Origin of the sequence: Variovorax sp. OAS795, from assembly GCF_040546685.1 — a bacterium.
Taxonomy (GTDB): domain Bacteria; phylum Pseudomonadota; class Gammaproteobacteria; order Burkholderiales; family Burkholderiaceae_C; genus Variovorax.
Genome location: NZ_JBEPOH010000001.1, coordinates 1947052 through 1964245, shown reverse-complemented (window position 1 = coordinate 1964245; position 17194 = coordinate 1947052). Strand labels below are relative to the sequence as shown.

Sequence of the window (17194 nt, the reverse complement as noted above, 5' to 3'; positions counted from 1 at the left end):
GCCGGTGTCCTTGGCGGCCTCAGGCCAGCTTGCAGCCGGTCTTGTCGATGGGAAGGAAGGACTTGCCCGCGCTCACCACGTCCACATAGTCGGCCGCGTTCTTCATCTTCGACTTGGCCTTGCCCTTGAGCAGGTAGTAGTCCTTGATGACCTGGTGGTCGGCCTTGCGGATTTCCTCGCTGCCCGTGAGGCCGTCGTACTTCATGCCTTCGAGTGCCGCGATCACGGCCTTCTGGTCGACGGTGCCCGCCTTGACGATACCGTCGATGAGGATCTTGGTGCAGACATACGAACCCGCGAGGCTGTAGTTGGGCACGATCTTCAGCTTGTCGGCCGTGAGCTTCAACAGGTCCTTGTTGAGCGTGGTGTCGGCCGTGTGCCAGTACTGCGCACCGAAGTAGACGCCATCGCACAGGTCGGCGCCGAGCTCGTCGAACTGCTCCAGGCCCGAGGCCCAGGCCATGAGGATGGTCATGTTCTTGTGCATGCCGAAGCTCACCGCCTGGCGCAGCGCGGCGGACGACTGTGCGCCGAAGTTCAGGAGCAGCAGCACGTCGGGCTTGGCAGCCATCGCGTTGGTGAGGTAGCCGCTGAACTCCTTCTCGTTGAGCGAGTGGTAGCTGTTGCCCACGTGCTCGATGCCCTTCTCCTGGAAGATGTTCTTGGCCGCGCCCAGGAGGCCTTCTCCGAACACGTACTGCGGCGTGATGGTGTACCAGCGCTTGGCCTTGGGCATGGAGGCGATCAGCGGGCGGACGGTCTGCTCGATGGCGCCGAAAGTGGGCACCGACCAGCGGAAGGTGGCAGGGTTGCAGTCCTTGCCCGTGATCTCGTCGGCGCCCGCCGTGGTGATGAAGATGCCGCCGGCCTTCTCGGCCTCCTTGCCCATGGCCAACGCCTCGGACGACAGGATGCCGCCCGCGAAGAACTTGGCGCCCTGCTGCTGCGAGGCCTCCTGCACCTTGCGCACGGCCGTGGCCGGCTTGCCTTCGGTGTCGAGCACTGTGTAGGCCAGCGGGCGCTTCAGCACGCTGCCGTATTGCTCGATGGCCAGTTTCATGCCTAGGTCGGCGAACTTGCCGTTGGCCGCAAAGGCGCCCGACATCGGGACCGGGCAACCGAAGCGGATCGCATCGGCCGGCTGGGCGAAGGCGGCGCGGCTGCCCAGGAGCGAGGCGGAAGCGGCCGACAGGGCGGCGAGCTGAAGAAGGTGTCTGCGTTGCATGGAATTCTCCGGACGTGGATGGGAGGTGAGGGAGCGAAAAGAGAAACGGCGCGGCCTGAGTCGGCAGCGAATTTAAGCGGATAAATAGGATTAATATGCTGGTAAAAACCCGCTAGCAATGGCCGTGCCAAAATCCGGGAGGCCCGGGCCTGATCCCTGCTCCCGAGTGCTTCCTCACCCTCGAAATGACCTTTCACGCATGAAATCGCCGCAGGACGCCATGGCCTTTGGGCAAAACCGCGCCAAGCGGCAGAAGCTCTCCGACGTCATCGTCGAGGACGTCAAGCGCTGGATCGTGGCCGAGCGCAAGCAGCCGGGCGACCGGCTGCCGAACGAGAAGGAGTTGATCGAGCTTTTCGGCTATTCGAAGAGCACGGTGCGCGAGGCACTGAAGGCGCTGGAAGTGCGCGGGCTGATCTCCATCCGCACCGGGCCGGGGGGCGGGGCGTATCTGCAGCAGGTGTCTGTCGACCATGCGTCGGAGCCGCTGCGCAACTTCCTGCACTTTCACCACCTGGACGGCCACCACATCTACCAGCTGCGCAAGGTGCTGGAGCCCGAACTGGCGGTGAGCGTGGTCGGCAAGCTCACGCCCGAGCACTTCGAGCGGCTCGAAGCCAATGTGCGCCTTTGCACGATAGAGCCCACGAGCGAAGACGAGCTGCGCACCCAGCGCGAGGCCGAACTCGCGTTTCACACCATGCTGGCCGAAGCCTGCCCCAATCCGGTGCTGTCCTTCATGTGCCGCTTCCTGAACGACCTGCTGCGCGACCTCGTGGTCTACAAGAAGGCGCTGGACCATCACCACTTCGGCGAGGCCAATGTCGACTATCACACGCAGTTGCTGTCGGCCTACCGCAGGGAAGATGCGGCCGAGGTGCGGCGTCTCATGGCCGAGCACATGGTCGATGCGGAGGCGCACATGCACGAGATGGAGGCGCACATCGGGGCCAAGCATCTGTTGCTGCCCAGCGGGCAGCGTTGACCAGCTGGGTTGAGAGCGCGCCGTTTTTTCCGACCCTTACTCATGCGCCATAGCCAGGCACTCCTGAAACGCCAGCACAGCCCGTGACGGCTTCGGCGACCTTCGCAGCAGGCTCACGAACCGGCACACGTAGTTGAACCGCGCCGGCAACACCGCCTTCATCAGCCCGCGCTCCTCGAACACCTGCGCGTAGTGGTCGGGCAGAAAGCCGAGGAACCGCCCCGAAAGAATCAGCGTGGCAATCGCCTCCTGGTCGAAGCCCGTCGCCTTGCGCGACAGCTTCGCGCGGTGGCTCAGTTCCATGTTGGGCGAGTGGTAGCCAAGACCCGCGAAATGATGCTCCCGCAGCTTGGCCCACGTGAGCTTCGAGTGGTTGCTGCCGAAAAGCGGATGCCCGGCGCCGCAATACAGCAGCATCGTCTCGTCGAACAGGTCGGCATACACCAGGCTCTTCGAGGCCCGGTGCGCCGGAATGATGCCGATCTGGAAATTGCCCTCGAGCACGCCCTGCTCGATGGCGTTGATCGAGCCCACGTGCACCGCCAGGTTCACCTCGGGCGCCAGTTCCGTGAAGCGCGCGATGGCTTCGCCGATGCGCGCCTTCGGGTTGGTGGCCGTCTTGTCGAACAGCGCCACCTCCAGCTGTCCGCCCATGCGGTTGTGAATGTCGTCGATGCTGCCGCGGAAGGCATCGACCGAGGCCAGCAGCCGCAGCGTCTCGTCGTACACGCGCTGGCCCTCGGCCGTGAGCGCGAAGCCCGCGCGCCCGCGCCGGCACAGCACGAGGCCAAGCCGCGTCTCCAGGTCCTTCACATGCCGGCTCACGGTGGAAGTGCCGATGTTGAGCTCCAGCTCGGCCGCGGCCATGCCGCCGCAGTCGACCACGCTCTTGAACACCTTGAGCAGGCGCAGGTCCATGTCGCTGAGCTGCCCCAGTACGGCGCGGTTGCGCGGGCTTTCGGCACTGTGTGGGGTGCCGCGCCGGGTGCTGGCTTTTACTTGCATGAAGTGTCAAGTGAACATTGATATTGCGCCATTCTCCACACTGAAGCCTGTGCCAACAATCCACATACCTCATCATCCCTTTGGAGCCCGCCCCGTGCGGGAAGCGCCATGACCCTTGCCACGCCCGCCATCGAACCGACGCCTGCCCTCCGCACCGACGCCGCATGGCTCGACGCGCACTGGATGCCCTACACCGGCAACCGCAACTTCAAGGCCGATCCGCGCCTGATCGTGGAGGCCAAGGGCGCCTACTTCACCGATGGCGACGGCCGCAAGATCTTCGACGGCCTCTCGGGTCTCTGGTGCTCGGGCCTCGGCCATGGCCGCCCCGAGATCACCGAGGCCGTGAGCCGCCAGATCGCGAGGCTCGACTACTCGCCCGCCTTCCAGTTCGGCCATCCGCTCTCATTCGAGCTGGCCAACAAGATCAAGGAACTCACGCCCGCGGGCCTGGACTACGTGTTCTTCACCGGCTCGGGCTCCGAAGCCGCCGACACCTCGCTGAAAATGGCGCGCGCCTATTGGCGCACCAAGGGCCTCGCGAGCAAGACGCGCCTGATCGGCCGCGAGAAGGGCTACCACGGCGTCAACTTCGGCGGCATTTCGGTCGGCGGAATCGCGGCCAATCGCAAGCTTTTCGGCCAGGGCGTGGAAGCCGACCACCTGCCGCACACGCAGATCGCGGCCAATGCCTTCACGCGCGGCATGTCCGAGAACGGCGCCGAGCTGGCCGACCGCCTGCTCGACCTGATTGCGCTGCACGATGCATCGAACATCGCGGCCGTGATCGTCGAGCCCTTTGCCGGTTCGGCCGGCGTGGTGATTCCGCCCAAGGGCTACCTGAAGCGGCTGCGCGACATCTGCACCGCCCACAACATCCTGCTGATCTTCGACGAAGTGATCACCGGTTTCGGACGCTGCGGCGCGCTCACGGGCGCAGAAGCCTTCGGCGTGACGCCGGACATCATGAACATCGCCAAGCAGGTGACCAACGGTGCGCAGCCGCTGGGCGCGGTGGTTGCCAGCAAGGAGATCTACGACACCTTCATGGCGGCCGGCGGCCCGGACTACATGCTCGAATTTCCGCACGGCTACACCTATGGCGCGCATCCGGTGGCCTGCGCCGCCGGCATCGCCGCGCTCGACGTGCTCCAGAAGGAAGACATGATCGGCCGCGTGAAGACGCTCGCCCCGCATTTCGAGAACGCGGTGCACAGCCTCAAGGGCAGCAAGCACGTGACGGACATCCGCAACTACGGCCTGGCCGCGGGCCTCACGATCGCCGCGCTGCCGGGCGAACCGGCGCGCCGGCCGTACGAGATCGCGATGAACTGCTGGAAGAAGGGCTTCTACGTGCGCTACGGCGGCGACACGATCCAGATTGCGCCGCCCTTCATTTCCGAGAAGGCCGAGATCGACCGCCTCGTGAACGCGCTGGGCGACGCACTCGCAGAAACGGCCTGACGCACGGCAGCAGGCGCGCAGCGGACGGCTCTGCATAATGAGCCGGCCTCCATTCCCGCCCGCCAGCCTTCGTGCACCAGATCGATCTTTCCTACGCGATCCGCCCCCGCCGCAGCGGTTCGCGGCAGATCCGCAATCCGCTGATGCAGCTGCTGCAGGCGGTGCGCGAGCACGGCTCCATCTCGGCTGCCGCGCGCGGGCTCGGCCTGTCCTACCGCCATGTGTGGGGCGAGCTCAAGCACTGGGAACAGACGCTCGGCCATCCGCTCGTGCAGGGCGAGCAGGGCCAGCGCGCGCAGCTTTCGGAATTCGGCGACAAGCTGCTGTGGGCCGAGCGCCAGGCCCAGGCCCGGCTGGCGCCGCAGATCGAGGCGCTGCACGCGGAACTGGAGCGCGCCTTCGCCCTCGCCTTCGACGACCGCACCCATGTGCTGAGCCTGCAGGCGAGCCACGACGACGCGCTCGCGCTGCTGCGCACCCATGCCGCGGGCACGGCGCAGCTGCACCTGGACATCCATTTCACGGGCAGCGTCGATGCGATCCGCGCGCTGAACCAGGGCCGCTGCGTGCTCGCGGGCTTTCATACGCTGGAGCATCCGCCGCGCGGCTCGCTGGCCCAGCGCACCTATCAACCGCTGCTCAAGCCGGGGCAGCACAAGCTCATCGGCTTCGCGCGGCGCACGCAGGGCCTCATCGTGGCGCAGGGCAATCCGCTGCGGCTGCGGTCGCTGGCCGACGTGGTGCGCATGCAGGCGCGCTACGTCAACCGGGCGATCGGCACCGGCACGCGCGTGCTGCTCGATGAGCTGCTGTCGCAAGCCGCGCTCGACCCCTCTGCGCTCGCGGGCTACGAACGCTGCGAGACCTCGCATGCCGCCGTGGCGCATGCGGTGGCGTCGCGCCAGGCCGATGCCGGGCTCGGACTCGAATCGGCCGCCCAGGCCGAGGGCTTGAGCTTCGTGCCCCTGGTGCACGAGCGCTACCACCTCGCCTGCCTCAAGTCGGCGCTCGAACAGCCGGCCATGCGGGCGCTCGTGGCCGTGCTGCGCAGCGAAAACTGGCAGCACCTGCTCGGCACGCTGCCGGGCTACGAAACCGCCGCCAGCGGCCAGGTGCAGTCGTTGCGCGCGCTGCTGCCCTGGTGGACCTTCCCGCGCGACAAGAAGCACGGCCCCTGAGGCCTCCGCCCGCCTGGGTTAAGGTGGCGCCCATGACGACAGCCGCGGTGTACAGCGACATTCCCGCCCGTCTCGACCGCCTGCCCTGGTCGCGCTGGCATTGGCGCGTGGTGATCGCGCTCGGCGTTGCCTGGGTGCTGGACGGCCTCGAGGTGACGCTGGTCGGCTCGCTCGGCGCCGTGCTCGAGCGGCCAGACACGCTGGGCCTCAGCGCCAGCGAGATCGGCTGGTCGGGCTCCATCTACATCGCGGGCGCGGTCATCGGCGCCCTGCTCTTCGGACGCCTGACCGACCGGCTGGGGCGAAAGAAGCTCTTCCTGGCCACGCTGGTGGTCTACACCGTGGGCACGCTGGCCACGGCGTTCTCACCCGACTTCGCGTTCTTTGCGCTGTGCCGCTTCGTCACGGGCCTGGGCATCGGCGGCGAATACGCGGCCATCAACTCGGCCATCGACGAGCTCATTCCCGCGCGCGTGCGTGGCCGCGTGAACCTCGCGATCAACGGCAGCTTCTGGATCGGCGCGGCACTGGGCGCGGGACTCAGCCTGGTGCTGCTGGACGCGCGCGTGATCGGTCCGGTGTGGGGCTGGCGCGCGGGCTTCGCGCTGGGCGCGGTGCTGGCGGTGGCGATCCTGCTGGTGCGGCGCGACGTGCCCGAGAGCCCGCGCTGGCTGATGGCGCACGGCCGCGGCGAGGAGGCGCTGCGCATCGTCGAGGACATCGAGGCCCAGGTGCGCGCACAGCACGGCCCGTTGCCGGCGGCGGAAGGCCGCGTGGCCTACGGCGGAGGCCGCCACCACAGTCCGTCGATGCGCGAAGTGGCGCACGTGCTGCTGCGCCGCTACCGCGAGCGCAGCATGGTGGCGGTGGCGCTGATGGTGTCGCAGGCCTTCTTCTACAACGCGATCTTCTTCACCTACGCGCTGGTGCTCACGCGCTTCTACGGCGTGGCCGAGGACAACGTGGCGCTCTACATCTTTCCGTTCGCGCTCGGCAACGTGCTCGGCCCCTTGCTGCTGGGTCCGCTGTTCGACAGCGTGGGCCGGCGCAGGATGATCGCGTTCACCTATGTGCTCGCGGGCGTCGGGCTCGCGCTCACCGGCTGGGCCTTCATGATGGGCTGGCTCGATGCGCGCAGCCAGGCGCTGTGCTGGTCGGCGGTGTTCTTCCTGGCCTCGGCCGCGGCGAGCTCGGCCTACCTTACGGTCAGCGAGGTGTTTCCGCTCGAGATGCGGGCCATGGCCATCGCGATCTTCTATGCCATCGGCATGGGCGCCGGCGGCTTTGCGGCGCCGGTGCTGTTCGGCGCGCTGATCGAAACCGGCAGCCGTGGCGCGGTGATGGTGGGCTACCTCATCGGCGCGCTGCTGGTCATCGCCGCGGGCCTGCTGGCCCTGCGCTTCGCGGCCGATGCGGAGCGCAAGCCGCTGGAGGAAGTGGCGCCGCCGCTCTCGTCAGGCGGCGGCGATCGCTAGCGCGGCCGGGCACATCAAAGTGCGCATGTCCTGAAGCCGAAGAAGCCGTCGTCTCGGCCGGGCAGCGCGAAGCTGCGGCGCCGCGGTGAACGAAGACGCGCCCGGGTCGCGAACGAGGCGCCGCGCAGCACGCGCGCCTTGCCGAATGCGGGCACGGGATCGAACTCGCTGCCCGCGCTCCATGGGTCGGCCCGGAAGCCAGTCCAGGGCCGCAGCGTGTTGGCGGTCCATTCGTGCACATCGGCCCAGCGGAACCCGCGCCGCGCCGCGACATGCGCGGCGATTTCCCACTCGACCTCGGTCGCGATGCGCCGGCCGGCCCAGCGGGCCCAGGCATCGGCCTCCCACCAGCTCAGGTGCACCGCACTGTGGTGGCCGGCCGCGCGCACGGTTGCACCGAAACGGTGCTGCAGCACCGAGCCCCCGATGCCGTGGCGCGCGGCGCCGATCTGCTCGACATGGCGCGGCCCGCGCCGCCCCTCCGTCTGCGAGGCCAGCCACTGCCAGCCTTCGGGATGCCAGAGTTCCTCGCGGTCGTAGCCGCCTTCATCGACGAACTCGACGTACTGATTCCACGTGACCGGCTGGGCATCGATCTCGAACTCGGGCACGTCGACACGGTGCGCGCCAAGCTCCTGCGCAAAGGAAAATCCCCGGTGGCCGGTCTCGCCGAGCTCCCATTGGGTGGACGGCAGCAGCAGCGGCTCCCGCGTGACCGCAGCGGGCATGGGCTCGACGCCCAGCGGCAGCCCGAGGGTCTGGGCCATCACGATGAACTGTTCGCCGCGCAGGTCTTCGTGGAACAACGCCAGGCGATAGAAATACAGCGCCGGATCGGTCTCGGCCGCGTTCTCGAGCAGCTCGAGCGTGCTCTCCAGCGTTTCGAGCAAATAGGCCTTCGTCTGGCTCAGGTCCGGCAGGGCCGGCGACCAGAGCTGCGCGCGCGTGGCATGGGCCGGGTTCCACCATTCGTCGGCGTCGGGATCGATGGCGGCCAGGCGCGTCGGGCGCACGGGGCAATCGGCACCGAAGGCGCGCTGCGTGTTGCGGCCTATCCACCATTCGGCAAACCAGCCGATGTGCCCGGCCAGCCAGACGGGCGGCACCACGCCGGTGTCTTCCGTGCGCGCCACGGCGAGCGCGGCCGAACCCATCGCCTGTTCATAGAGTGACAAAAGATGGAGCGTGTGGTTGCGCGCATCGATCAGCGCAAGCGACAGCAGCTCGCGGCCGGCGCGCTGCATGTCGGGCGAATCGATCGAGTGTGGGAGAGGAAGTGGCGCAGCCATTGCTTCATTATGGTGCTCAGGGAAACCCCCCGATGGCCATCGGCGGCCACTCAGCATAGCCGCGTTAACATCGCAGGCTTTGTGCCGCTTGCCCACAAGGCAGCAGCACACTTTTCGTCATCTGGCCGGGAGACCCCCTTGTCCGCACTTCTCAAGTTTTCGTTCTGGATGGACTGGATCAGCAGCCAGCTCGGCAAGGTTGCCGCGTTCACCGTGCTTGCCGCGGCGCTGATTTCCGCTGGCAACGCCTTCGTCCGCTTCGGGCTCAACACCAGCTCCAACGCGTGGCTCGAGATCCAGTGGTACCTGTTCGCCGCCACGGTCATGCTGGGCGCACCGGTGGTGCTCAAGCTCAACGAACATGTGCGCGTGGACATCATCTACGGCAAGCTCAAGGGCCATGGGCCGGTCTATGTGGACCTGTTCGGACTGCTCTGCTTCCTGCTGCCGGTGATGGGCATCATCGCCTGGCTCAGCTGGCCGCTCTTCTACAGCATGCTGCTGTCCGGCGAGATGTCGAACAATTCGGGCGGACTGATCCGCTGGCCCGCCATGCTGCTGCTGCCGCTGGGCTTTGCCCTGATGTTCCTGCAGGGCGTCTCGGAGGTGATCAAGCGCATCGCCTACCTGATGGGCGTGATCGAGATGGACACGCACTACGAGAAGCCTGTTCAGTGAACTGGGCCCATCCCCGAAGCGGACAGGCAACGCCGGCTCCGCGGGCAGTGAACAACTAGAACTACAGGACAGCACAGATATGCAGATGGAAAACTTTGCGCCGATCATGTTCGGCGGGCTGGTGCTGATCATGCTGATCGGCTTCCCGGTGGCGTTCTCGCTGGCCGCGCTGGGCATGGCGTCGGGCTTCTTCGCGATCCAGATGGGCTGGTTCCCGGCGGTGTTCATGGAGAACCTGCCGATCAACATCTTCGGCATCTTGTCGAACGACCTGCTGCTGGCGATCCCGTTCTTCACCTTCATGGGCGCCATCCTCGAGAAGTGCGGCCTGGCCGAAGACATGCTCGACTCCATGGGGCAGCTGTTCGGCACCGTCAAGGGCGGCCTGGGCTACTCCGTGATCATCGTGGGCTTCATCCTCGGCGCCATCACCGGCACGGTGGCGGGCCAGGTGATCGCCATGGCGCTCATCTCGCTGCCCGTGATGATCCGCTACGGCTACAACATGCGCTACGCGACCGGCGTGCTCGCGGCATCGGGCACCATCACGCAGCTGGTGCCGCCTTCGCTGGTGCTGATCGTCATGGCCGACCAGCTGGGCCGCTCGGTCGGCGACATGTACCGCGGCGCCTGGGGCCCGTCGATCCTGCAGGTGCTGATCTTCGCGGGCTACACCTTCATGCTCGGCGTCATCAAGCCGAACCACATTCCGGGCATTCCCAAGAGCGCCCGCACGCTGAGCGGCGCCAAGCTGTGGGCCAAGTGCCTGCGCGGCATCATTCCCTCGGCCATCCTGATCTTCGCGGTGCTGGGTTCGATGGGCGGCCTGCCGGGCATCGACACCGCCATCGCCACGCCGACGGAAGCCGGCGCCATGGGCGTGGTCGGCGCGCTGATCCTGGCGGCAATCCACAAGCGCCTGACGCTGGGGCTCATCTGGGAAGCCATGGTCGGCACCATGCGCCTCACCGCCATGGTGGTGTTCATCCTGATCGGTGCGCGCGTGTTCTCGCTGGTGTTCCAGGGCGTGGACGGCGCCAGGTGGGTCGAACACCTGCTGACGGGATTGCCGGGTGGACAGATCGGCTTCCTGATCGTGGTCAACCTGTTCATCTTCTTCCTGGCCTTCTTCCTCGACTTCTTCGAGATCGCCTTCATCATCCTGCCGATGCTGGGGCCCGTGGCCGCCAAGCTCGGGATCGACCTCGTGTGGTTCGGCGTGCTGCTGTGCGTGAACATGCAGACCAGCTTCATGCATCCGCCCTTCGGCTTTGCGCTGTTCTATCTGCGAGGGATCGCGGACACGCTGTTCAAGGAGAAACGGATTGCCAAGCCGGTGCTGTCGAACGACATCTACATGGGCGCGATTCCCTGGGTGCTGATGCAGCTGATCCTGGTCGCGATCGTGATCTTCGTGCCGCAGACGGTCACGATGTTCCTGCCCAAGGAAGAGAAGATCGACACCGACAAGGTGCAGATCGAGGTGCCGATCGACGACATGAATTCGAACTCCGGCGCAGAGAGCGGCGGTGGCGGTGAAAACCCCTTCGGCGATCCGCCCAAGGAAGAGGCCCCGGCCGGTGCGGCCACCGAACCCGAGAAGAAGTAGCCGCCTTGGGTCCCGCACCGTTTCGTTTCGAGCCCTCGGGGGGCGACGCCGTCGAGGGTCAGGCGTTTTCGCTGCCCTTCAAGCTGCTGGCCACCGTGATCGTGGGAGGCTGCGCCTTCTGGCTGGCGCAGCTCTGGTCGGCGGGCGCCCTGGGCAGCGCCCGGACCGGCGGCCTGGGCTGGTTCCTCGCCGGCATTGCGCTGATGGGCTGGACCTGGTTCCACATCATGACCAGCCGCACCCGCATCGACCGGCAAGGCTTGCACCAGCGCTGGATCTGGGACAAGCACATGGCGCTCGACGACCTCGCCTTCGGCAGGCTGATCCGCGTGCGCGGGCTCGACTGGCTGATTGCGCCGCGGATCTACGTGCGCACGCTGGTGGGCAAGTTCGCGGTGTTCTATGCGGCCACGCCGGAACTCATTGCCGAATTCGAGCGCCTCGTGGCCGAGCTCAAGCAGGCACGCAAGCTCTGACCTAGCTTGCGCCCTGCTCGCGCGACGCGCAAAGGCGCATCCGGGCGCCCATAAAAAAACCGCGCAGTGCGCGGTTTTTGTTTGCAGCCTCGAAGCTCAGAGCTTCACGGATTGCATGTAGTTGTCGAAGCGGCCTTCGGCAACACGGAACCATGCCACCTGGTCGCGCTGGAAGGCGAGGAAGTCGGTATAGATCTTCTTCCACTCCGGGCTCTTGGCGCTGTTTTCCTCGTAGACCTGCAACGAAGCCTTGTACGACGCGTCGAGGATTTCCTTGCTGAAAGGCAGCAGCTTGGTCTTGGCGCCGATCAGTTGCTTGAGCGCGGTGGGGTTGCGGGCATCGTACTTGGCCAGCATGTCCTGCGCGGCCATGGCGGAAGCTGCCGCGATGATGGCCTTGTTCTCGGGCGTCAGCGCATCGAAGGCCTTCTTGTTGATGAAGAAGTCGACCTCGGGGCCGCCTTCCCACCAGCCGGGGTAGTAGTAGTTGGGCGCGACCTTGTTGAAGCCGAGCTTCTGGTCGTCGTAAGGGCCCACCCATTCGGCGGCATCGATCGTGCCCTTTTCCAGCGCCTGGTAGATTTCACCGCCGGGGATGCTTTGCGGCACCACGCCGAGCTTGGTCATCACGTCGCCGACCAGGCCGCCGCCCAGGCGCATCTTCAGGCCCTTGAGGTCGGCCGGGGTCTTGATTTCCTTGCGGAACCAGCCGCCCATCTGGGTGCCCGTGTTGCCGCCGTTGAAGCTCAGCATGCCGTAGGTGCCGTAGAACTCGTCCATGAGCTTGCGGCCGTTGCCGTGCATCATCCACGCATTCATCTGGCGCGCGTTCATGCCGAAGGGAATGGCCGAACCGAGTGCGAAGGCCGGGTTCTTGCCATAGAAGTAGTAAGGCACCGTGTGGCAGGCTTCGACCGAACCCTGCTGCACGCCGTCCACCACGCCGAAGGCGGGCATCAGTTCGCCGGCTGCATGCACCGAGATCTCGAACTTGCCGCCCGACATGGCCTTGACTGCATTGGAGAAAACTTCAGCGCCGCCGTAGATCGTGTCTAGGGGCTTCGGAAAGCTGGAGGCCAGGCGCCAGCGCACGGCGGCTTGCGCGTGGACTGCGGGCGCAATGCCTGCTGCGAGGACGCCGGCGATGCCAGCGTTCTTGATAAGGGAACGACGATCCATTGAAATTCACTCCGAGTGCATTGGAAAAAACAACGACGCAACTCGTGGTCGCATCGCGGGGCTTTTAGGCCTGGGCGATTGTAAAAACCTGCTACATCGCACCGGGGGGGGTTTTCCCTGCGGAAAGGGCCGCGCCGAAGCGTTGCGTGACCGATTGCTCGATTCCCGCGGCATCGAGCCCGATGCTGGCCAGCAGCTTCGCGGGATCGCCGTGTTCGATGAACCGGTCGGGCAAGCCCAGCTGGAGCACCGGCTTGTGCACCTGGGCGGCCTGCAGCGCCTCGAGCACGGCGCTCCCGGCGCCGCCCATGGTGGCGCCTTCTTCGACCGTGACGATGGCATCGTGCGCGCCCGCCACCTGCAGCAGCAGCTCGACGTCGAGCGGCTTGGCCCAGCGCATGTTGACCACCGTGGCATCGAGCGATTCGGCCGCGGCCAGCGCCGGGTACAGCAAGGTGCCGAACGCGAGGATGGCGATGCGCTTGCCTTCGCGGCGCACTTCGCCCTTGCCGAAAGGCAGCGCGTCGAGCGCCAGGTGCGGCGTGACGCCGGCACCGGCGCCGCGCGGGTAGCGCACCGCCACCGGATGGTTCTGCGCATAGGCGCTGGACAGCAACTGGCGGCACTCGCGCTCGTCGGCCGGGCACGCGATGCTCATGTTGGGAATGCAGCGCAGGAACGGGATGTCGTAGGCGCCCGCGTGCGTGGCGCCGTCGGCACCGACCAGGCCTGCACGGTCCAGCGCGAACACCACCGGCAGGTTCTGGATCGCCACGTCGTGGATCAGCTGGTCATACGCGCGCTGCAGAAAGGTCGAGTAGATGGCGACCACCGGCTTCAGCCCCTCGCAAGCCAGGCCCGCCGCGAAGGTCACCGCATGCTGCTCGGCAATGCCGACGTCGTAGTAGCGGCCGGGAAAGCGCTGCTCGAACTCGACCAGGCCCGAACCTTCGCGCATGGCCGGCGTGATGCCCACCAGCCGGCCGTCATGCGCCGCCATGTCGCACAGCCACTGGCCGAAGACCTGCGTGAAGGTCTGCTTCGGCACGGCGGCGGGCTTGACGAGGCCGACCTGCGGATCGAACTTGCCGGGCCCGTGGTAGGCCACCGGGTCGGCCTCGGCCAGCTTGTAGCCCTGTCCCTTCCTGGTGACCACGTGCAGGAACTGCGGGCCGTCCAGGTGCTTGAGGTTCTCGAGCGTGGGGACCAGCGAGTCGATGTCGTGGCCGTCGATGGGCCCGACGTAGTTGAAGCCGAACTGTTCGAACAGCGTGGCCGGCACCACCATGCCCTTGGCATGCTGCTCGAAGCGCTTGGCCAGTTCGAACAGTGGCGGCGCCGCGCGCAGCACGCTCTTGCCGACGTTCTTGGCCGCGGCGTAGAAGTTGCCGCTCATCAGTTGCGCGAGATAGCGGTTGAGCGCACCGACCGGCGGGCTGATCGACATGTCGTTGTCGTTCAGGATCACCAGCAGCTTGCAGTCGCACACGCCGGCGTTGTTGAGCGCCTCGAAGGCCATGCCCGCCGTGAGCGCGCCGTCGCCGATGATGGCCACGGTGTGGCGGTCTTCGCCCTTCTGCTTGGCCGCCATGGCCATGCCGAGCGCGGCCGAGATGCTGGTCGACGAATGCGCGGTGCCGAAGGTGTCGTACTCGCTCTCGCTGCGCTGCGGAAAGCCCGAGATGCCGCCGATCTGCCGCAGCGTGGGCATGCGCTCGCGCCGGCCCGTGAGTATCTTGTGCGGGTAGGTCTGGTGGCCCACGTCCCACACCAGCCGGTCGTGCGGCGTGTTGAACACGTGATGCAGCGCGACCGTGAGTTCGACCGTGCCGAGGTTGGAGCTCAGGTGCCCTCCGGTGCGCGAGACGTTGTCGAGCACGCAGGCGCGCACTTCATCGGACAGCTGCTTGAGCTGTGCGCGGTCGTAGTGGCGGATGGGCGATGGATCGTGAAGCGTGGGGAGCAGCGCAGCCATGGGATCGTCGTGGGTCTTCTTGTCCATCAGTGAACTGTTCATCGGTCGCGGTCGACGACCATGTGGGCCAGCGCGCGCAGTGCCGCGGTATCGGCAAGGCCGCTGCGCTCCAGCGCCGCGAGCGCTTCGGCGAGCAGCTGCCGTGCCTGCGCACGCGCACCGTCCAGGCCCCAGAGCGACACGTAGGTGGGCTTGTCTGCAGCAGCGTCCTTGCCGGCCGTCTTGCCGAGCGTCTGCGAATCGGCCGTGACGTCGAGGATGTCGTCGACCACCTGGAAGGCCAGGCCGATCGCGGCGCCGTAGTCGCGCAGCGCATTCAGTGCCGCGGGCGTCACGGCCGCGGCACAGGCCGCACCCATCTCGACGCTGCCCTGCAGCAGCGCGCCGGTCTTCAGCCGGTGCATCTCGCGCAGCTGGTCTTCATCGAGCGCCATGCCCACGCTGGCGAGGTCGATGGCCTGTCCGCCCGCCATGCCCTGGCTGCCCGCGGCGCGCGCCAGCAGGCGGCACAGCAAGGCCTGGGTGGCTGCGGGAATCTCGTTGCCCTCGGGCGTCAGCAGCTCGAAGGCCAGGGCCTGCAGCGCATCGCCGGCCAGCAGCGCATCGGCCTCGCCGAACTTGACGTGCACCGTGGGCTTGCCACGCCGCAGCACGTCGTTGTCCATGCTCGGCAGATCGTCGTGCACCAGCGAATACGCATGGATGAGTTCCGTGGCGCAGGCCGCGCGCAGGGCCGCGGCTGCATTGCCGCCCACGGCTTCACTCGCGGCCAGCACCAGGAGCGGACGCAGCCGCTTGCCGCCATCGAGCACGGCGTAGCGCATGGCATCGCCGAGCAGCACCGGTGCATCGACGCCGACCCAGCGCGAAAGCGCCGCCTCGACATGCGCCAGATGCGGCTCGCTCCAGCCGGCCAGGCGTGCGGCGTCCCAATCACTCACAGCGGCGCTCATTCTGCCGTCCACGGCTTGAGACTCCCCGCATCGAGCACCTTGATCTGGTCCTCGACCGCCTGGAGCTTCTCGCGGCAGAAGGCGAGCAGTGCGGCACCGCGCTGGTAGCTGCCGAGCAACTGGTCGAGCGGCAGTTGGCCGGACTCGAGCTCTGCAACCAATTGTTCCAACTCCTGGAGCCCGGCTTCGTAGCTGGCCGGCAGCGGCCCCGTGTCGGGCGTGGCTGCCGGGCTGGACATGGCGGAAGAAGGAACCTTGGGCATGCGAGAGAACAATGTGAAATCGGGCATTTTAGGGCGGGGAACCGGATGGGCGCCCGCCTCCTCCAAGTGCGCCGTGCACGAGGGTCCGGCGATCCATGGCAAGCATGGCCGGCGCGCGGCAATGGCATATCGAAAGCACGGGCGCCGCGATGGGCCCTTGGGTACAATGGCGGCTTCCCTTGCCGGCCAACCCGGCACGACTCTCCGGGCCGTCGCCCCTTCGGACTCCAGACGGCGCGTTCCGTTTTCTCCTTTTTCTCCCTGTGGGGAGCTTGGTCAGGTCCTCATGTCTGATTTAAGTCTTCAACTGCAGCAGGCCGCGAGCCAACTTCCAGTTTCCGCGTACTTCGACGAGTCGCTCTACGCGCGCGAAATGCAGACGCTGTTCGCGCAAGGCCCGCGCTATGTGGGCCACCGCCTGGCCGTGCCCGAGATGGGCAACTACCACACGCTGCCGCAAGAGCACCAGGGCCGTGCGCTGGTGCACACGCCCAAGGGCGTCGAGCTCATTTCCAACGTGTGCCGCCACCGGCAGGCGCTCATCCTGCAAGGCCGCGGGCAGCTGGCCAACCAGACCGGCGGCAACATCGTGTGTCCGCTGCACCGCTGGACCTATGCCGCCGCCGACCCGCGCACCACGGGAACGCTCATCGGTGCGCCGCATTTCGACCAGGACCCCTGCCTGAACCTGCACAACTATCCGCTCACCGAGTGGAACGGGCTGCTGTTCGAGCGCGGCCCCAGCGGCGAGGGCCGCGATGTGGCGGCCGACATGGCCGAGCTCGGCCCGCGCGCCGACCTGGACTTCACGGGCTATGCGCTCGACCGGGTCGAGCTGCACGAGTGCAACTACAACTGGAAGACCTTCATCGAGGTCTATCTCGAGGACTACCACGTCGGCCCCTTCCATCCCGGCCTCGGCAGCTTCGTCACCTGCGACGACCTGCGCTGGGAGTTCGACCGCAACTTCTCGGTGCAGACGGTGGGCGTGGCCAACCGGCTCGGCCGCGCGGGCAGCCCCATCTACCAGAAGTGGCAGGAGCAACTGCTCAAGTACCGCGAAGGCAAGCCGCCCAAGTACGGCGCCATCTGGCTCACCTACTATCCGCACGTCATGATCGAGTGGTATCCGCACGTGCTCACGGTGTCGACGCTGCACCCGGTGAGCCCGACCCGCACCCTCAACATGGTCGAGTTCTTCTACCCCGAGGAAATCGTGGCCTTCGAGCGCGAGTTCGTCGAGGCGCAGCAGGCAGCCTACATGGAGACCTGCGTCGAAGACGACGAGATCGCCGAGCGCATGGACGCAGGCCGGCGCGCCCTCATGCTGCGCGGCGACGACGAGAGCGGCCCCTACCAGAGCCCGATGGAAGACGGCATGCAGCAGTTCCACGAGTGGTACCGCAGCGCGATGCAGAACGCCTGACCGCATAGTGCAAG

The 17194-nt window shown here is 66.7% G+C and carries 15 protein-coding genes; 8 read left to right on the top strand and 7 right to left on the bottom strand.

Going from position 1 to position 17194, the window contains the following annotated elements; all coding sequences use genetic code 11:
- Positions 1–19: 19 nt before the first annotated feature.
- Complete coding sequence (locus tag ABID97_RS09335) at positions 20–1225, bottom strand: ABC transporter substrate-binding protein (protein ID WP_354398233.1); 1206 nt, start codon at positions 1223–1225, stop codon at positions 20–22.
- A gap of 199 nt (positions 1226–1424) precedes the next feature.
- On the opposite strand from ABID97_RS09335, the gene ABID97_RS09330 reads away from it, so the two are divergent.
- Positions 1425–2210 carry a FadR/GntR family transcriptional regulator gene (locus tag ABID97_RS09330; protein WP_354398232.1) on the top strand — a complete coding sequence of 262 codons (786 nt, stop codon included), beginning with the start codon at positions 1425–1427 and terminating at the stop codon, positions 2208–2210.
- 36 nt (positions 2211–2246) lie between these two features.
- Here ABID97_RS09330 and ABID97_RS09325 read toward each other — a convergent pair whose 3' ends face one another.
- Entirely contained in the window at positions 2247–3215 is a 969-nt protein-coding gene (locus tag ABID97_RS09325; RefSeq protein ID WP_354398231.1) for a LysR family transcriptional regulator, read from the bottom strand.
- A gap of 108 nt (positions 3216–3323) precedes the next feature.
- Here ABID97_RS09325 and aptA point away from each other — a divergent pair, with 108 nt between their 5' ends.
- From aptA to ABID97_RS09310, 3 genes are all read left to right on the top strand, one after another.
- Positions 3324–4679, top strand: coding sequence for an omega-aminotransferase AptA (gene aptA, locus ABID97_RS09320; protein WP_354398230.1), 1356 nt, complete (start codon positions 3324–3326; stop codon positions 4677–4679).
- Positions 4680–4750: 71 nt separating this feature from the next.
- Positions 4751–5857 (top strand): substrate-binding domain-containing protein, encoded by a 1107-nt coding sequence (locus ABID97_RS09315; RefSeq protein ID WP_354398229.1) that lies wholly within the window; start codon positions 4751–4753, stop codon positions 5855–5857.
- Positions 5858–5889: 32 nt separating this feature from the next.
- The gene (locus tag ABID97_RS09310; protein ID WP_354398228.1) at positions 5890–7332 is read left to right on the top strand and encodes an MFS transporter; all 1443 of its coding nucleotides are present in this window, start codon (positions 5890–5892) and stop codon (positions 7330–7332) included.
- A 14-nt stretch (positions 7333–7346) separates the two neighbouring features.
- Here the strand turns inward: ABID97_RS09310 and ABID97_RS09305 are convergent, their stop codons facing one another.
- The gene (locus tag ABID97_RS09305; RefSeq protein WP_354398227.1) at positions 7347–8621 is read right to left on the bottom strand and encodes an SUMF1/EgtB/PvdO family nonheme iron enzyme; all 1275 of its coding nucleotides are present in this window, start codon (positions 8619–8621) and stop codon (positions 7347–7349) included.
- Positions 8622–8759: 138 nt separating this feature from the next.
- Here ABID97_RS09305 and ABID97_RS09300 point away from each other — a divergent pair, with 138 nt between their 5' ends.
- The 3 genes from ABID97_RS09300 to ABID97_RS09290 all read left to right on the top strand — a co-directional run bounded on the left by ABID97_RS09300 (position 8760) and on the right by ABID97_RS09290 (position 11384).
- Positions 8760–9299, top strand: a complete 540-nt coding sequence (locus tag ABID97_RS09300; protein WP_354398226.1) for a TRAP transporter small permease subunit — start codon at positions 8760–8762, stop codon at positions 9297–9299.
- A 79-nt stretch (positions 9300–9378) separates the two neighbouring features.
- Positions 9379–10908: a TRAP transporter large permease gene (locus ABID97_RS09295; protein ID WP_354398225.1), complete on the top strand. Its 1530-nt coding sequence runs from the start codon at positions 9379–9381 to the stop codon at positions 10906–10908.
- Between the two features lie 5 nt (positions 10909–10913).
- Positions 10914–11384, top strand: a complete 471-nt coding sequence (locus tag ABID97_RS09290) for a hypothetical protein (protein WP_354398224.1) — start codon at positions 10914–10916, stop codon at positions 11382–11384.
- Between the two features lie 96 nt (positions 11385–11480).
- Here ABID97_RS09290 and ABID97_RS09285 read toward each other — a convergent pair whose 3' ends face one another.
- The 4 genes from ABID97_RS09285 to xseB all read right to left on the bottom strand — a co-directional run bounded on the left by ABID97_RS09285 (position 11481) and on the right by xseB (position 15754).
- Complete coding sequence (locus tag ABID97_RS09285; RefSeq protein ID WP_354398223.1) at positions 11481–12563, bottom strand: TRAP transporter substrate-binding protein; 1083 nt, start codon at positions 12561–12563, stop codon at positions 11481–11483.
- Positions 12564–12654: 91 nt separating this feature from the next.
- Positions 12655–14538 (bottom strand): 1-deoxy-D-xylulose-5-phosphate synthase, encoded by a 1884-nt coding sequence (gene dxs / locus ABID97_RS09280; RefSeq protein WP_354401712.1) that lies wholly within the window; start codon positions 14536–14538, stop codon positions 12655–12657.
- A 38-nt stretch (positions 14539–14576) separates the two neighbouring features.
- Entirely contained in the window at positions 14577–15491 is a 915-nt protein-coding gene (locus ABID97_RS09275; RefSeq protein ID WP_354398222.1) for a polyprenyl synthetase family protein, read from the bottom strand.
- Positions 15488–15754 (bottom strand): exodeoxyribonuclease VII small subunit, encoded by a 267-nt coding sequence (xseB, locus tag ABID97_RS09270; RefSeq protein WP_354398221.1) that lies wholly within the window; start codon positions 15752–15754, stop codon positions 15488–15490. Before xseB ends, ABID97_RS09275 begins: the two co-directional genes overlap by 4 nt.
- Positions 15755–16040: 286 nt before the next feature.
- On the opposite strand from xseB, the gene ABID97_RS09265 reads away from it, so the two are divergent.
- Positions 16041–17180: an aromatic ring-hydroxylating oxygenase subunit alpha gene (locus ABID97_RS09265; protein WP_354398220.1), complete on the top strand. Its 1140-nt coding sequence runs from the start codon at positions 16041–16043 to the stop codon at positions 17178–17180.
- Positions 17181–17194: the final 14 nt, after the last annotated feature.

Coding starts and splice junctions, on each gene's coding strand:
- ABID97_RS09335 (WP_354398233.1), bottom strand. CDS start 1,225: ATGCAACGCAGACACCTTCTTCAGCTCGCCGCCCTGTCGGCCGCTTCC.
- ABID97_RS09330 (WP_354398232.1), top strand. CDS start 1,425: ATGAAATCGCCGCAGGACGCCATGGCCTTTGGGCAAAACCGCGCCAAG.
- ABID97_RS09325 (WP_354398231.1), bottom strand. CDS start 3,215: ATGCAAGTAAAAGCCAGCACCCGGCGCGGCACCCCACACAGTGCCGAA.
- aptA (WP_354398230.1), top strand. CDS start 3,324: ATGACCCTTGCCACGCCCGCCATCGAACCGACGCCTGCCCTCCGCACC.
- ABID97_RS09310 (WP_354398228.1), top strand. CDS start 5,890: ATGACGACAGCCGCGGTGTACAGCGACATTCCCGCCCGTCTCGACCGC.
- ABID97_RS09305 (WP_354398227.1), bottom strand. CDS start 8,621: ATGGCTGCGCCACTTCCTCTCCCACACTCGATCGATTCGCCCGACATG.
- ABID97_RS09295 (WP_354398225.1), top strand. CDS start 9,379: ATGCAGATGGAAAACTTTGCGCCGATCATGTTCGGCGGGCTGGTGCTG.
- ABID97_RS09285 (WP_354398223.1), bottom strand. CDS start 12,563: ATGGATCGTCGTTCCCTTATCAAGAACGCTGGCATCGCCGGCGTCCTC.
- dxs (WP_354401712.1), bottom strand. CDS start 14,538: ATGGCTGCGCTGCTCCCCACGCTTCACGATCCATCGCCCATCCGCCAC.
- ABID97_RS09275 (WP_354398222.1), bottom strand. CDS start 15,491: ATGAGCGCCGCTGTGAGTGATTGGGACGCCGCACGCCTGGCCGGCTGG.
- xseB (WP_354398221.1), bottom strand. CDS start 15,754: ATGCCCAAGGTTCCTTCTTCCGCCATGTCCAGCCCGGCAGCCACGCCC.
- ABID97_RS09265 (WP_354398220.1), top strand. CDS start 16,041: ATGTCTGATTTAAGTCTTCAACTGCAGCAGGCCGCGAGCCAACTTCCA.